Source organism: Scandinavium tedordense (genome assembly GCF_024764965.1).
GTDB classification, from domain to species: Bacteria; Pseudomonadota; Gammaproteobacteria; order Enterobacterales; family Enterobacteriaceae; genus Scandinavium; species Scandinavium tedordense.
Window position 1 is genome coordinate 350,608 of the sequence record NZ_JALIGG010000054.1, and the last position, 15,680, is coordinate 366,287.

The 15,680-nt window shown below is 56.1% G+C and carries 14 protein-coding genes; 2 read left to right on the top strand and 12 right to left on the bottom strand.

Annotation, left to right across the window (positions count from 1 at the left end; translation table 11 throughout):
- Complete coding sequence (locus MUU46_RS10620) at positions 1–4,956, bottom strand: alpha-2-macroglobulin family protein (protein ID WP_258965500.1); 4,956 nt, start codon at positions 4,954–4,956, stop codon at positions 1–3.
- A 177-nt stretch (positions 4,957–5,133) separates the two neighbouring features.
- On the opposite strand from MUU46_RS10620, the gene sseA reads away from it, so the two are divergent.
- Complete coding sequence (gene sseA, locus MUU46_RS10625; protein WP_258965501.1) at positions 5,134–5,979, top strand: 3-mercaptopyruvate sulfurtransferase; 846 nt, start codon at positions 5,134–5,136, stop codon at positions 5,977–5,979.
- A gap of 47 nt (positions 5,980–6,026) precedes the next feature.
- Here sseA and sseB read toward each other — a convergent pair whose 3' ends face one another.
- From sseB to trmJ, 11 genes are all read right to left on the bottom strand, one after another.
- Positions 6,027–6,806: an enhanced serine sensitivity protein SseB gene (gene sseB / locus MUU46_RS10630; protein ID WP_258965502.1), complete on the bottom strand. Its 780-nt coding sequence runs from the start codon at positions 6,804–6,806 to the stop codon at positions 6,027–6,029.
- Positions 6,807–6,905: 99 nt separating this feature from the next.
- Positions 6,906–8,192 carry an aminopeptidase PepB gene (gene pepB / locus MUU46_RS10635; protein ID WP_258965503.1) on the bottom strand — a complete coding sequence of 429 codons (1,287 nt, stop codon included), beginning with the start codon at positions 8,190–8,192 and terminating at the stop codon, positions 6,906–6,908.
- Positions 8,193–8,244: 52 nt separating this feature from the next.
- Positions 8,245–8,445, bottom strand: a complete 201-nt coding sequence (iscX, locus tag MUU46_RS10640) for a Fe-S cluster assembly protein IscX (RefSeq protein ID WP_110508915.1) — start codon at positions 8,443–8,445, stop codon at positions 8,245–8,247.
- Positions 8,446–8,447: 2 nt separating this feature from the next.
- Positions 8,448–8,783, bottom strand: coding sequence for an ISC system 2Fe-2S type ferredoxin (gene fdx, locus MUU46_RS10645; protein WP_258965504.1), 336 nt, complete (start codon positions 8,781–8,783; stop codon positions 8,448–8,450).
- 1 nt (position 8,784) lies between these two features.
- Entirely contained in the window at positions 8,785–10,635 is a 1,851-nt protein-coding gene (gene hscA / locus MUU46_RS10650; RefSeq protein WP_159760723.1) for a Fe-S protein assembly chaperone HscA, read from the bottom strand.
- A gap of 18 nt (positions 10,636–10,653) precedes the next feature.
- Entirely contained in the window at positions 10,654–11,169 is a 516-nt protein-coding gene (gene hscB / locus MUU46_RS10655) for a co-chaperone HscB (protein ID WP_159760725.1), read from the bottom strand.
- 64 nt (positions 11,170–11,233) lie between these two features.
- A complete protein-coding gene (iscA, locus tag MUU46_RS10660; RefSeq protein WP_110508907.1) occupies positions 11,234–11,557 on the bottom strand; it encodes an iron-sulfur cluster assembly protein IscA in 324 nt (107 codons plus the stop codon).
- A gap of 15 nt (positions 11,558–11,572) precedes the next feature.
- Positions 11,573–11,959: a Fe-S cluster assembly scaffold IscU gene (iscU, locus tag MUU46_RS10665; protein ID WP_015703172.1), complete on the bottom strand. Its 387-nt coding sequence runs from the start codon at positions 11,957–11,959 to the stop codon at positions 11,573–11,575.
- Positions 11,960–11,985: 26 nt separating this feature from the next.
- Positions 11,986–13,200, bottom strand: a complete 1,215-nt coding sequence (locus tag MUU46_RS10670; protein ID WP_258965505.1) for an IscS subfamily cysteine desulfurase — start codon at positions 13,198–13,200, stop codon at positions 11,986–11,988.
- Between the two features lie 110 nt (positions 13,201–13,310).
- Positions 13,311–13,802 (bottom strand): Fe-S cluster assembly transcriptional regulator IscR, encoded by a 492-nt coding sequence (iscR, locus tag MUU46_RS10675; RefSeq protein ID WP_159760729.1) that lies wholly within the window; start codon positions 13,800–13,802, stop codon positions 13,311–13,313.
- 177 nt (positions 13,803–13,979) lie between these two features.
- Positions 13,980–14,717 carry a tRNA (cytosine(32)/uridine(32)-2'-O)-methyltransferase TrmJ gene (gene trmJ, locus MUU46_RS10680; RefSeq protein WP_159760731.1) on the bottom strand — a complete coding sequence of 246 codons (738 nt, stop codon included), beginning with the start codon at positions 14,715–14,717 and terminating at the stop codon, positions 13,980–13,982.
- Between the two features lie 119 nt (positions 14,718–14,836).
- Between trmJ and suhB the strand changes: the two genes are divergently transcribed.
- Positions 14,837–15,643 (top strand): inositol-1-monophosphatase, encoded by an 807-nt coding sequence (gene suhB / locus MUU46_RS10685; protein ID WP_110508899.1) that lies wholly within the window; start codon positions 14,837–14,839, stop codon positions 15,641–15,643.
- Positions 15,644–15,680 lie beyond the last annotated feature (37 nt).

Below are 15,680 nucleotides of genomic sequence, written 5' to 3' on the forward strand. Positions count from 1 at the left end.
TTATGGCGTGACGATCAGCGGTCCGTCGGTCTCCCCGGTGGCGCGCCATTGCGGAACGTACATCGATTCCACCTGTGGCACTGGAACATCGTAGGTGCCCGGCGTCACGGCGCGTGCCAGATACACCAGCGTGACGGGCTGCCCCTGGCTCACCGCTACCGCTGCAACAAAGCGATCGTCGCGGAACTCGATGTGCTGAATATCGGCCTGCTGCATTTGATTAAGCAGATTTTGCACCTCGGCTCCGTTGTCCTGAAGGCTGGCGCTACTGTTGGCCAGATTCTGGTTTTCCAGCTCAAGCCCAGCCGGGAGCAGGTCCACCACCAGCGCATCCGGCACATTCTGGCTCGCTTCTACTTCTAAATGCACCAGTACTAAATCACCGCTGCGCAGCGAAGAGAGCGATTTCAGCTGCCCATCTGCACCCAGGAACTGGCGCTCAATGTGCAACACATTACTGTCAGGCTTAGGGGCGTATTCCGGATAACCACTGCTGTCGAGACGTAGCCATAGAGGCTGCGTTCCGGTGTTTTTCACATTCAGTGAAGCCAGCTGATCAACCGTCAGATTGCGCGACTGGGATTTATCCGCGCTCAGCGGTTCCGCCTGAAGCGAGGTCTGCGCCTGCCAGGTGCCAGGCAGATCCTGCAATCCTTTTGCGGCCAGGAACAACGCGTTCATCTCCTGCGTCGACAACCAGCGCTCGCCAAATGCCTGCTGTGACAGGGTGTTCAGCAATGTATTTTGCACATCCGGTAGCAGCTTGTTCTCTTCAAGCAGGCTCAGCATCAGCGCATTATCGCGCAGCTGGCTGCCGTAGTCTGCCATCCAGCCGTTGTTCTCCTGACGCGGCGTGTTCTGAGCCAGCTGAATGGCCGCGTCACCGCGCGGCGCATCGCCCATCGCTTTCAGCGCCAGACCCAGTTGCATCAGCGGCAGGCCCGCTTTGGCCTGAAGATGACGCTCCCAGATTTCACGCAGCGCACCCAGAGGGGCTTTCTGCTGGCGAGCCAACACCAGCGCGGCGTATGACTGCACTGCAAAACGGCTCGCCTGGCTGTCATTGGTGTAGCGAATAGTCATCACCCCAGGCTCCTGCAAATAACGCAGCAGGCGGTTATTCCCGCGTGTAATCGCTTCCGCCGGCACGCTGTAGCCCTGTGCGCTGGCGCGAGTCAGGAAGTCCATCACATAGGCCGTAAGCCAGTATTCTTCCGAGCCTTCTTTGTCCCACAAGGAGAAACCGCCGTCATCGCGCTGCATTTGCAGCAGACGCGCGATCCCCAAATCCACCGCCGCGCGACGCTTCTCATCGGTATCACCTGTGATGCCCAATGATTTTAGCTGTGCCGCATTGGTGTAGAGCTGCGGGAACAGGCCGCTGGCGGTTTGTTCCAGACAACCGTAGGGGTACGCTTTCAGTTCACGAATGTAACGCGCCAGGTTAAGCGGTGGTTTTCCACTGAACAACAGCTGGCTTTGCAGCGTTTCCGGGACAAACCCCTCAAGCTGTGAAGCCGGAACCGTCCAGCTTTCACCTGGCTGTAGGGCCACGCCCGCGTTGACGGTTTGCGCCGGGAAGGCCGGACGCACGCCAATTTTCCACTCTTTTTGCAGCGGAGTGAAGATTTCACCCGGCAGCGTCAAGCCACTGACTGTCGCCTGCACAGACCCCTCACCAAAGCCATCGTGCGCGCTAACCGGAATGAACAGCGTTACCCGCGTGCCCGGTGGAAGTTTGATGGGTTCTGGCTGTGTACCTTCGAGTTGCAGCAAACCCGTTGCAGTAAGTTTTACATTCAGCGTTTGCGGCTGGTCGGTCAGGTTGGTGAGATCGAGCGTAAGACGGCTGCTGTCACCGCCCGCCAGGAAGCGTGGCGTATTCAGCTCGGCAATGATTGGCGCGGCCACTACGACTTTGCTCTCGCTGCTGCCGAAATCATCTGCTGTCCAGGCCTGGGCCATAACGCGTAATTCACCGTTGAAGTCGCCAATTGGCAGCGTCACGGTGCCTTCGCCTTTATCGTCCAGCGTCACCGGTTGCGCCTGTTGGGCGACAATAGTGACGTGATTCACCGGCGGCTTACCACCGCGTTTGAGTTCGTCGCCGTCACCACCAAAACGCAGGCTGGCAAGACGCCCCTGGCCTTCAATGACCTGGCCATAGATGTCGTAGATATCGGCGCCGTAGCGTTTCTGTCCAAAGAAAGCATTCCACGGGTCCGGCGTGGTGTAATCGGTAATATTCAGCACGCCGCTATCGACGGCGGACACCAGCACATTGACCTGCTTCGGTAACTCACCCGCTTTCGCACTGGCTTTGATTTTCACCGTCAGCGGCTGGTTCGGACGCATTTTCTGCGGAGTATCCAGCGCAATATTCAGACGGCGGTTTTCATCCCCGAGCGGTAAATGCAGCAGGCCGACAGCCCGTTTTGGCGTTGCCGATTTTGATTTATCGCCAGGACGAATCACCAGAGTGCTGAGATACAAATCGTGGCGGTTCCAGGTTTTATCGACCGGAATCGACAGGTCCATCCCTTGCGCAGGCACATCAATTTCCTGCCACCACAGCGGGCCTTCGCTGGATTCCACCATCGCGTAGCCTTTACCCGCCGCCGGAGCGGAGATGTGCAACTTGATGGTGTCGCCCGGTTTATAGGCCGGTTTGTCGAGCTTCATGGTGACGCGATCCGGGCGCGCGGCCCCGGTTCCATCGCTGTTATCCTGCCAGCTGTATCCGGCCCAGAAACGCACGCTGCTCACGGTGTCATCCGGCGCTTTGACGTCCAGACGGTATGAACCCCACTCCACCGGGAAGCTTACTTTGCCGGTTTCATTGGCTTTAAGATCCAGCGTTTGTTCGCCTTCGACCAGATCCTTTTGATCGAACTGTGACTGCCAGCCATCGCTGTCAGACCAGTTCCAGGAGTAGTCACGACGCTCGCGGATCAGGCGGACCTGCAAACCCGAAACCGCTTTTTTCTCGCCCTGCGCATTGGCATAAACGATATCAAACCCGGCATTACTGTTTTCATCCACCATCGGCTGATTGGCGGTGGTATCGGTGCGATAGTCGTAGACCGCTTTGCTGGCGAATTGAGGACGGATCCCCGGCAACGTTTCCGCCGGCCAGACTGCCTGTTCGGCGCGACGCGTGACCGGACGACCGCCGGACTCCAGCAGACTCGCCTGTAGGATAACCTGCAACGGAGAATGTGTTTCCTGCCACTGGCTATCAACTTTCACCACACCGTGCCCTTTGGCGTCGAGTTTGAGCTGCACTTCGTCGAGCGTGCGTGCGAGATTCTCTTCGGCGATGTCACCGAACTCAAAGCCCGGCAGCGCGGCCACGGCGTCTCGCAATGGGCGCAGGAACATCTTGCCCTGTAGCGCGTTGCCGTTCGCCGGCGCGCCGTACAGGTAATAGCCGGTCACCGCAAAACTGACATCTTCTGTAGGCGCGAGCGGTGCTTTTTCTGACGTCAGGTTGAGGGCCATGCGTTCTGGCATGAAGTCTTCGACGTGGAAATCCCATTCGCGATTCTGGTTATCGCCCGCGCTGGCGCGAACGTGCCACATTCCGGTGGCCGCCCCGGCATCCAGCGCCCAACTAAGCTGGTACAGACCGTTAACGGCCTTGCTCATGACAGTGCGCACTACCTGACCGTCAGGCTGAACGACTTCAAGTTTTACCGGCTGAGCGGGCAACGGCTTGCCGTCGCTATCGCGTAGCAGGCCATTCACAATCACCGTTTCACCCGGGCGATAAAGGTCGCGCGGGCCGAACATAAATAACTGTTTGCTGTAACCCGGTGTACCTGCAATGTCGAATTCTGACAGGTCCAGCGCCGGAAGCTTGAGATCAAGCAGCGTGGTCTGGCCGTCTTTACGCGCCAGCAACAGGGCGGCCTCTTTGTCCGTTTGCAAAGAGACATGGCCTTTCGAGTCGCTGTTGGCCTGGGCCAGAGTCTGGCCTTTATCATTGAGCAACTGAACGTCAATGCCACTTTGCGCCGCGCCATTTTCCAGGCTCTGGGTAAACACATCCAGACGATTATGATAACGGTGCGCCGACACCCCAATATCGCTCAAGGTAAATAGCGTTGCAGCATTGCTGTAGGTGTAATGACCGGCCTGATTCATCACCGCGATATATACGCCTGCCTGCTGTAGCGGTTTGATTTCACTTAACGGCAACAGCAGTTTTTCTCGGGTATTACGCTCAGGATTGAGATCAAAGCGCCCGGTGTAGACCAGATCGGCCATTTTCAGCAGCTCATCAGACTCCCAGTTACTCACCGAGCTACGGTATTCCCACTGGCTGATAAAGGACGCCAGTGATTCCGGTTTTATGCGGAAGAAATTCACGTCGACGTTATTCACGTTCAACGCCATCACCGGCAGCCCTGCTACCACTTTCCCCGGCAGCAGAGAACCACGGCTGGCAAAACCGACGCTTGGGGCGATATCACGGGTGGCGATGTTCTGTTCGTAGGTTTTATCGAAGGTGGTTTTATTCACCGCCTCCACGTCCGGATCGACGGTTAATACCAGATTGCGCTTGGGCTCCAGATGGCGCATGCGCAATTCTTTCAGATTAGGAGCCAGCTCCCAGGCACCGTCCACTTTGCCGTTTTTCTTATCAACGAGGTGGACGCGGCTGGAAAAATCCTGAGCAGGGTTAAGCGGAATAGAAAACGTGAGGACCAGCGTCGCAGCACCATCGAGCTGAACTTCGGATGCATCAATCAGGGTCAGCACTTTTCCTTTGTTCTGCGCAGCAAGCTTATCCAGCGTTGCCGCACTCGGTGTAACAGGCGTCGTTTTCGACGGCGTCTCAGCATCTGAAGCCGCTGGCTTCACGGTCTGCGTTTTGTCGTTATTATCACAGCCGCTTAGCGAAAAGGCGGTAATCAGCGCGAGCGATAGCGCTGCCAAACGATACGGTTTCATCCTTTAACCCCTGGCCCAGAAAGCCTCAAATTTTCGTCAACACAGTATTATGCTTAATCCGGGGTTTTACCAACAGCATATAAATTCTGATAGTTGCTGCATTTCTGACATTCCCTGACTTGTCGCCTCTGGCAAAACAACCGACAATCGAAATAACCCTGGTATAAGGAGAGCGCCATGACCACTTCCTATTTCGTTGCCGCTGACTGGCTGGCAGAACACATCAACGACCCACAGATTCAAATCATTGACGCCCGCATGGCGCCGCCTGGTCAGGAGCATCGTGATGTCGCTGCCGAGTACCGGTCTGGACACCTGCCCGGCGCGGTGTTTTTTGATATCGAAGCGCTGTCGGATCACACCAGTCCGCTGCCGCATATGATGCCGCGCCCCGAGGCGTTCGCTGTCGCCATGCGTGAGCTTGGTATTAGCAGCGATAAACATCTGGTGGTGTACGACGAGGGCAATCTGTTCTCCGCGCCGCGTGCCTGGTGGATGCTGCGCACCTTCGGTGTGGACAACGTTTCAATTCTGGCAGGTGGCCTTGCCGGCTGGCAGCGCGATGAACTGCTGCTGGAAACGGGCGATGTCATTTTACCGGAAGGTGATTTTGAGGTGACGTTTGTAGCCGAGAATATCAAGCGCTTGACCGACGTGCTGGTCGCCAGCCACGAAGGCTCCGTCCAGTTGGTGGATGCACGCCCGGCACCACGTTTTAACGCACAAGCAGACGAACCTCGCCCAGGCCTGAAGCGCGGGCATATTCCTGGCGCGCATAACGTTCCGTGGGGTGATTTGGTCTTTAGCGGTGAACTGAAAACGACGGATGAGCTGGAGACTATTTTTAAGCGTCAGGGCGTGGACATTAATGCCCCTATTATTGCCAGCTGTGGGTCTGGGGTAACGGCTGCGGTTGTGGTGCTGGCATTAGCGACGCTGGGTGCGCCAGACGTGACGCTGTACGACGGTTCGTGGAGTGAATGGGGTGCGCGCGACGATTTACCGGTAGAGCCGGCGAAGTAAGCCGCCAGGTTGTCCCCTCTCGCGCAGGGAAAGGGGACAATTCAGGATCAGATAATCCGGTTCTGTTTGAAATCACGCAGGAAGCTGCCCCAGCGTTTTTCGTAGAACGGCGTGATGTGTGCCAGCATGAAGTGGCTGATGCCCTTCTCGCCTTCGACCACCTGACAAATATCAATCGGCTCGTCGCCCGGCAAGGTGTCGGTTGCCACGCTGCCCGTCGCCTGAATCACCGCGTCGATATCATCGCCTTCGACTTCAATCCCAATCAGCAGGTTTGGCTGCTCGTCAGCATGTTCTTTAATAGAACACAGAAACGCGCGCTTCACGGTTTTGAGCGACTTAAAGAGCGTGGTCAGGGAATCCACCATTTGGGCTGGCGGCTCGGTTACTTCGGACAGCAGCAGCGATGCACCACCTTCCAGCACCGTTTGGGTGCTCAGCGGATTGCCTTCTTCACCCATCAAATGGCTGATTTCACGCGGAGTGAACTCTTTACCGGTTGGCAGTTTGGCATTGAGGAACAGCGTCTCGCCGAGGGCCATTTCGAACAGCGTGCGTACCGGCATAACCACAAAGGCCTGTTCGTCAGTCACCGCCTGCTGCAGTGCTTCAAGCGAGCTGAAGAACGGGACCACCGATGTACCGTCGTCTTTTTCCCAGTGCTGAATGTCCAGCGCGCTGTCTTCCACCACCTGCTCGCCTTCCGCCGCCGTGCCTGGGACCCAGACCGTGGCCTCAAGCAATGCGCGGAAGAAAGCCGGACGGTGCGCAGGCTCGGTCGCCGCCTGTTCCAGTAAAGTTTCTAATTCGTTTTTTTGTTCGGACATAGTGTTTCCAGATAAAACATTTTCCCCTCACCCCGGCCTCTCCCCTGAGGGGCGAGGGGGCACCTCTCCTCTTTGGGGTTAGGGTGAGGGGTTAATCAATTACTCAGCGGTCAACAGATTCGCGAGGGTGCGCACACCCAGACCGGTTGCGCCTGCCGCCCACTGCTCAACGGCAGATTTACGGTAGGTCGCGGAGCAGTCAATGTGCAGCCAGCCTTGGTGATAGTTTTCCACAAAATGAGACAGGAAGCCTGCCGCGGTACTTGCGCCTGCCGGGAATGCAGCGCTGGCGGTGTTGTTCAGCTCCGCAAAGTTTGACGGCAGCTGGTTGCGGTGGAATTCCGCCAGTGGCAGACGCCAGAATGGTTCGTTTTCCGCAGCAGCACTTGCCATCAGGCGGCCAGCCAGTTTGTCATCGAAGCTGAAAAGCGCGTGGTAATCATTACCTAACGCCGTTTTCGCCGCACCGGTCAGGGTCGCCGCGTCGATGATCAGCTCTGGCTTCTGCGCACAGGCGTCAATCAGGCCATCGGCCAGCACCAGACGGCCTTCGGCGTCGGTATTCATCACTTCGACTTTTTTGCCGTTGCGATAGCTAATGATGTCGCCCAATTTGAAAGCATTGCCGCTGACCATGTTGTCTGCACAGCACAGGTACAGCTTCACGCGTTTGTTCAGACCACGGGTAATGGCGAATGCCAGAGCGCCAGTCACCAGCGCCGCGCCGCCCATGTCGGATTTCATGGAGTCCATGAACGCGCTTTGCTTGAGGCTGTAACCGCCGGTATCGAAGGTGATACCTTTGCCCACGAGGCAGGCGTAAACCGGCGCGTTAGCGTCGCTGGTTGGGTTGTAATCCAACGCCAGCAGAACCGGTGGACGTTCTGAACCACGGCCTACCGTATGGATCCCCATGTAGCCCTGCTCGCGCAGATCTTCACCTTTAGTGATGCGGTAGCGCACGTTGTTTTCGCCAAAACGGCATAGCAGATCGACTGCACGCGCGGCCAGTTGTTCCGGACCGAGCTCTTCAGCAGAAGCGTTAATGGTGTCACGAACCCAATCAACGATCGCCAGACGGTTATCGAGTTCGCTTTTCTGTGCGTCATCCAGAGCCGCCCAGTCTACGTTACGGCTGCCTTTCGGCCCTTTGTAACCCGCCCAGAAAGCCCAGCTGCGCTCGGTATCCCAGCCTTCACCCGCCAGCGCAACATGCTTAATGCCCATGCCGTCAATTTTACGCGCTGCACGTTGAATCAAACCGGCATCGTCTTTGCCATTCAGATGCAGGGTGATGCCGTCGTTATTAATGCTATAAGTGGCTTTTTCGCCCCAGCGCGCATCGGCAGGCTGGGTCGACAGCGTAATCTTCATCGCTTCGGTCATTGTCTTATCCTTATTGAGCAAACGGGCCGCCAGAGGCAGCCCGTTAGATGAATCATTCTGCTTCGTCTAACCAGACTAACAGAATCGCCTCGAGAATTTTTTCATTGGATGCGTTGGGATCATCCTCAAAATCTTCCAGAGCGCAAATCCACTGATGCATATCTGTGAAGCGAACGGTTTTCGGATCGGTATCCGGATATGCATCGTACAATGCTTCGCCGATTTCACGGCTGTCGGTCCATTTCAGCGCCATAATCAGTACTCGCGTGCGTGGTTGATGGTGTAACGTGGCATCTCGACCACCAGATCTTCATCGGTGACGCGCGCCTGACAGCTTAAGCGGCTTTCAGGTTCCAGACCCCAGGCTTTGTCGAGCATGTCATCTTCGTCTTCGGTACTTTCCGGCAGCGAATCGAAACCTTCACGAACGACGCAGTGGCAGGTCGTGCAGGCACAGGATTTTTCACAGGCGTGTTCAATCTCAATCCCGTTGCGCAGAGCAACGTCCAGAATGGTTTCACCGCTTTTCGCTTCCAGAACTGCGCCATCCGGACAGAGATCCTGATGTGGCAGAAAAACAATCTTTGGCATATTAAACCTCGTCCACGGACTGGCCTTTCAGCGCTTTACGGACCGACTGGTCCATACGGCGTGCGGCAAATTCCTGGGTTTGTGTGTCGATATTTTTAATGGCTTCTTTTATGGCATCGGCATCATCGCCAACGGCGGCTTTCTGCAGAACAGAAACACCGTGGTCAATTGCCTGGCGTTCTTCAACGCTGAGCAGCCCGGCATCGGCTGCCAGTGCGCTGTTCAGACTTTCCAGCACGCGAGCCGCTTCCACTTTTTGCTCAGCAAGCATGCGCGCCTGGACGTCATGTTCGGCGAAACTCATCGAGTCTTTGATCATGGTCGCGATTTCATCGTCGCTCAGACCGTAAGACGGTTTCACCTGAATAGAGGATTCTACGCCGGTCGATTTTTCCATCGCCGTTACGCTCAGCAGGCCATCGGCATCCACCTGGAAGGTGACGCGAATATGTGCCCCGCCCGCTGGCATCGCCGGAATACCGCGCAGCGCAAAACGCGCCAGAGAGCGGCAATCCTGCACCAGCTCGCGCTCACCCTGCATTACGTGGATGGACATTGCAGTCTGGCCGTCTTTAAAGGTGGTGAACTCCTGCGCACGCGCCACCGGAATGGTGGTGTTACGCGGGATGACTTTCTCCACCAGGCCGCCCATGGTCTCAAGACCCAGCGACAGCGGGATGACGTCCAGCAACAGCATTTCACTGTCCGGCTTGTTGCCGACCAGAATATCGGCCTGGATCGCCGCGCCAATGGCAACCACCTTATCGGGGTCGATAGAAGTCAGCGGCGTGCGGCCAAAGAATTCGCCCACGCGTTCGCGCACTAACGGCACGCGAGTAGAACCGCCAACCATTACCACATCTTTAACGTCTTCGTTTTCGACGCCCGCATCTTTCAGCGCGCGACGACAGGCCAGCAGCGTGCGTTTCACCAGCGCAGAAATCAGCTCGTTGAACTGCTCGCGGGTGATGTTGCCCTGCCAGCCCGCCACGTCAACGTGAACGCTGTCGGCATCGCTGAGGGCAATTTTGGCGGCAATGGCGGCGTCTAACAGTTCGCGCTGTACACGATTATCGGAACGGTCGGCAATCCCCGCCTGTTCACGAATGAAATCCGCCAGCAGATGGTCGAAGTCGTCGCCGCCGAGGGCTGAATCACCGCCGGTCGCCAGCACTTCGAACACGCCACGGCTGAGCCGCAGAATAGAAATATCAAACGTACCGCCGCCGAGATCGTAGACGGCAATGACGCCTTCCTGGCCGGAATCCAGACCGTAGGCGATGGCCGCAGCCGTCGGCTCATTCAGCAAACGTAGCACGTGCAAGCCTGCCAGACGCGCGGCGTCTTTGGTGCCCTGACGCTGTGCATCGTCGAAATAAGCCGGAACGGTTATCACCACGCCATCGAGTTCGCCTTCCAGCGTTTCGGTCGCACGGGCAGACAGGGCTTTGAGAATATCCGCAGAGATACGAATCGGGTTCAGCAAACCGGCATTGGTCGCCAGCATCGGTAAGCCATTAACGCTTGCCTGGAGCTGATAAGGCAGATGCGGATAGCGCGCCTGCACATCGGCAAGCGAGCGGCCCATCAGGCGTTTTACAGAGCTGATGGTATTGACCGGATCCAGCGCGGCATTGGTGCGAGCGTCGTAGCCCACGTCATGTCCCTGCGCCTGGTAATGCACGACCGAGGGCAGCAGATGGCGCCCCTGGCTATCGGCCAATGTTTCAGCCTGACCGCTACGTACGGTAGCGACCAGTGAATTGGTGGTGCCTAAGTCGATGCCCGCCGCCAGACGACGCTGGTGCGGCGCGGCACTCAGACCAGGCTCACTGATTTGTAATAAGGCCATAATGATGATCTTCCAGAATCAAAAATCGAGCAGCTTTTCTTCGAGTTGTTCTGCTGAGCTGCGCAGTTTATCGAGAAAACGCAGTTTACGCACGGTATCCGCCGCGCTCTCCCACGTTTCATTATCGAGTTCCGCGACCATCTGCTGATGACGCGTGTCAAACATGCCTTTTACACGACGCATAAATGCATCCAGACGGGAATTGTCTTTGGCGCGGTCAATCTCATCGAGCTCTTCACGCAGCTCCAGTTGTTCCATCAGAAACGCCGTGTCGCGCACCGTGTGCTGCTCGCTCGCCAAATCAAAACCGTGCAGTGACAGCAGGTATTCCGCGCGCATCAGCGGGTGGCGAAGGGTTTGCCACGCCTGATTAATGGTCGCGGATTGCTGCACCGAAGCAAGCTGGTCGGCGGAAGAGTGGCTGGCGAATTTGTCCGGATGGAACTGGCGCTGTAAATCCTGAAAGCGCGTGGCGAGCTGCTGGCTATCGAGGTGATAAGAGGCAGGCAGGCCAAAGAGAGTGAAGTAGTCCATAGCTATCTCTTAAAAAGCAAACCCCACAGGCAGCCTGGCCACCGTGGGGTTATCGTACGCGTGATTAAACGTGGAAGCTTTCGCCGCAACCGCACTCGTCTTTAACGTTCGGGTTGGTAAATTTAAACCCTTCGTTGAGGCCTTCTTTTACGAAGTCCAGTTCAGTGCCGTTGAGGAACTGCAGGCTTTTGCCATCGACCACAACCTTCACGCCTTTGTCTTCAAACACCGTGTCTTCGGCGTCAGGTTGATCGACAAATTCCAGCACGTAGGCCATACCAGAGCAACCGGAAGTCCGCACGCCCAGACGCAGACCGAAGCCTTTGCCACGGTTGGACAGGAAGGAACTGACTCGTGCAGCAGCGCTGTCGCTTAGGGTTATCGACATAAAAAACCTCAGATCTTATTTAGCTTCACGTTTGCTTTTATAGTCCGCAATAGCGGCTTTGATCGCGTCTTCTGCCAGAATCGAACAGTGAATTTTCACCGGTGGCAGTTCGAGTTCTTCGGCAATATCGGTGTTCTTGATAGCCTGTGCTTCGTCCAGGGATTTACCCTTCACCCACTCGGTCACGAGGGAGCTGGACGCGATAGCAGAACCGCAGCCGTAGGTCTTGAAGCGCGCGTCTTCAATGATACCTTCATTGTTGACTTTAATCTGCAACTTCATCACGTCGCCGCAGGCCGGTGCGCCGACCATGCCGCTGCCGACGCTGTCGTCGCTGTTGTCAAACGAGCCGACGTTGCGTGGATTCTCGTAATGATCGATAACTTTTTCGCTGTAAGCCATGATGAATTCTCCTTATAGGGTTCCGATTAGTGATGCGACCATTCGATGCTGTTGATATCCACGCCCTGCTTGAACATATCCCACAGTGGAGAGAGTTCACGCAGACGACCGATGGATTTCTGTACCAGCGCGATGGTGTAGTCGATCTCTTCTTCGGTAGTGAAACGACCTAAAGAGAAACGGATGGAGCTGTGTGCCAGCTCGTCAGTCATGCCCAGCGCACGCAGTACGTAAGACGGCTCAAGGCTCGCAGACGTACAGGCGGAACCGGAAGACACAGCCAGATCTTTCAGGGCCATGATCAGTGACTCGCCTTCAACGTAGTTAAAGCTGACGTTGAGGATGTTTGGCACGCCCTGCTCGAGGTCACCGTTCAGGTAAACCTCTTCCATGTCTTTTACGCCTTCCCACAGACGGTTACGCAGAGTGCGCAGACGCGCCATCTCGGTTTCCATCTCTTCTTTGGCAATGCGATAAGCTTCACCCATGCCCACAATCTGGTGCACAGGCAGAGTACCGGAACGCATACCGCGCTCATGACCGCCGCCGTGGATCTGCGCTTCGATACGGATACGTGGTTTACGACGCACGTACAGCGCGCCGATGCCTTTCGGGCCGTAGATTTTGTGACCAGAGAAGGACATCAGGTCAACTTTCAGCTGGCTCAGATCGATAGGCAGTTTGCCCACGCTCTGGGTCGCATCAACGTGGTAGATAATACCGCGTGAACGGCACAGTTCGCCGATAGTCGCGATATCCTGCACCACACCGATTTCGTTATTCACGTGCATGATGGAAACGAGGACGGTGTCTTCACGCATCGCCGCTTCGAGTTCTTTCAGGTCAATAATACCGTTGCGCTGCGGGGCGAGGTAAGTCACTTCAAACCCTTCACGCTCCAGCTGACGACAGGTGTCGAGAACCGCTTTGTGTTCGGTTTTGCTGGTGATGACGTGCTTGCCTTTTTTCTGGTAGAAGTTGGCCGCACCTTTAATTGCCAGGTTGTCAGATTCGGTCGCACCAGAGGTAAAGACGATTTCGCGTGGGTCAGCGCCCACCAGCTCAGCAATCTGATTACGGGCGATATCTACCGCCTCTTCAGCATGCCAGCCAAAACGGTGTGAACGGGAAGCCGGGTTACCGAAGTTTCCGTCCAGGGTAAGGCACTGCATCATCTTCTCGGCAACACGCGGGTCCACCGGCGTGGTTGCGGAGTAGTCGAGATAAATCGGTAATTTCATTGCTCTTAAACTCCGTACATCACTCAATGCAATGAACCAGGCAACCGGCTGGATGTACGACCGTGTTTACGGGGTGCGGGGCACCCCGGCCTGATTCTGAAATTCTATTATTATGCGCGCAGCTTGACGTCGATAGCGTCTTGTCCGCGGGTACTGCGATGGGACTCTTGCGCGTGCTGACGGTCAGCTACGTCCAGCACTTCCTGGTTATTCACCAACTCACCGAGGGTGATGTTATTCAGGAAACCGGTCAGACGATCGCTCAGATCGCGCCACAGCGCGTGGGTCAGGCATTTATCGCCGCCCTGGCAGCCGCCTTTACCCTGACAACGGGTAGCGTCTACGGATTCATCGACTGCGCTGATCACTTCGCCAACGGCGATGCTACCGGCTTCTTTACCCAGCAGATAACCGCCGCCCGGGCCACGTACGCTGGACACCAGTCCATTTTTACGCAGGCGGGAGAACAGCTGTTCCAGGTAGGAAAGTGAAATTCCCTGACGTTCAGAAATATCGGCCAACGGAACCGGGCCCGATTCGGAGTTGAGCGCAACGTCCAGCATCGCGGTCACGGCATAACGCCCTTTAGATGTCAGTCTCATGTCTTACTTAACCTCAAACTCGCCCCTGCCCGGGGTTGTTATTAAAATGTATATATTGCATAGCAGGGCCAAGTCTGACATTCCTGACTAAAACAGTCAACTATTTACCTGACTGTTTTAGTCAGGTATTTAACCATCCGTGCGCTCATTAATTAACACGCATTTTGCCTGCCGGTATCACTGCTCTTTATTCTTTTGCTCAATAGAGGCCAGCATTCCGCGCAGGATATTAAGCTCCTGGCTTTCCGGGCGCGCACGGGTAAACAGACGACGCAATTTGTTCATCACCTGCCCCGGATGGGTGGCGCGAATGAAGCCAGTAGACAGCAGCGTCTGCTCGAGATGACCGTAGAAACGCTCCAGATCGTCCACCAGCGGGTACGCCACTTCTTCGGCTTCCGCTACGCTGCTTTCTTCTTTTTCCTGAGAAGCCAGCCACGCCATACGCACTTCGTAGGCAATCACCTGTACTGCCATCGCCAGGTTCAGCGAGCTGTACTCTGGGTTCGCGGCAATCGCGACGTGGTAGTGGCACTTTTGCAGTTCGTCGTTGGTCAGGCCCACGCGTTCGCGGCCAAATACCAGTGCGACCGGGGCCTGTGCGGCTTCGCCCACGCTTTTCAGCCCACATTCACGCGGGTCAAGCATCGGCCATGGCAGCGTACGAGAACGGGCGCTGGTGCCGACGACCAGACTACAGCCAGCCAGCGCGTCATCAAGGGTATCGACGATTTGTGCGTTACCAATCACATCGCTGGCACCGGCAGCTAGCGCGATGGCCTGAGAGTCGGGTTTCACCAGCGGATTAACCAGCCAGAGGTTAGTTAACCCCATGGTTTTCATCGCGCGAGCCACGGAGCCCATGTTGCCAGTGTGGGAAGTTTCTACCAGTACGATTCGAATATTTTGCAGCATTGTCATTCTTCGGCTAAAGATTATTCATCCATATTATCATAAAGCGAAGACAGAAACCGAATTCGCTGCTATGATGTGCGCCGTTTTTCCCGTTCTTTAACATCCAGTGAGAGTGACCGATGCAACATCCTATGTTGACCATCGCCGTGCGCGCAGCGCGCAAGGCGGGTAATGTTATTGCCAAGCACTACGAGACCCCAGATTCCGTAGAAACCAGCCAGAAAGGCAGCAATGACTTCGTGACGAATGTCGATAAAGCCGCAGAAGCGATTATTATCGAAACTATCCGTAAATCTTACCCGCAGCACACTATTATCGCCGAAGAGTCTGGCGAAGTAGCAGGCGAAGATCAGGATGTTCAATGGGTTATCGATCCACTGGATGGCACCACCAACTTCGTAAAACGTCTTCCTCATTTCTCTGTATCCATCGCCGTACGCATTAAAGGCCGTACTGAAGTGGCTGTGGTTTACGATCCAATGCGTAACGAACTGTTCACTGCGACCCGCGGTCAGGGCGCACAGCTGAACGGTTACCGTCTGCGCGGCACCAATGCCCGCGATCTGGACGGCACCATTCTGGCGACCGGCTTCCCGTTCAAAGCTAAGCAGCACGCTCCAGCTTATATGAATATTCTGGGTAAACTGTTCACCGAATGCGCTGACTTCCGCCGCTCGGGTTCCGCTGCACTGGATCTGGCCTATGTGGCTGCAGGCCGCGTTGACGGTTACTTCGAACTGGGCCTGAAGCCGTGGGATTTTGCTGCGGGCGAACTGATTGCGCGTGAAGCTGGCGCTCTGGTTTGTGATTTCACTGGCGGTCATAACTTCATGTCTACCGGTAACATCGTGGCAGGCAACCCACGCGTCGTGAAAGCGATGCTGGCCAGCATGCGCGATGAACTGAGCGAAGCGCTGAAGCGCTAATCGCGTTTCCCCTCACCCCGCCCTCACCCCACAAGGG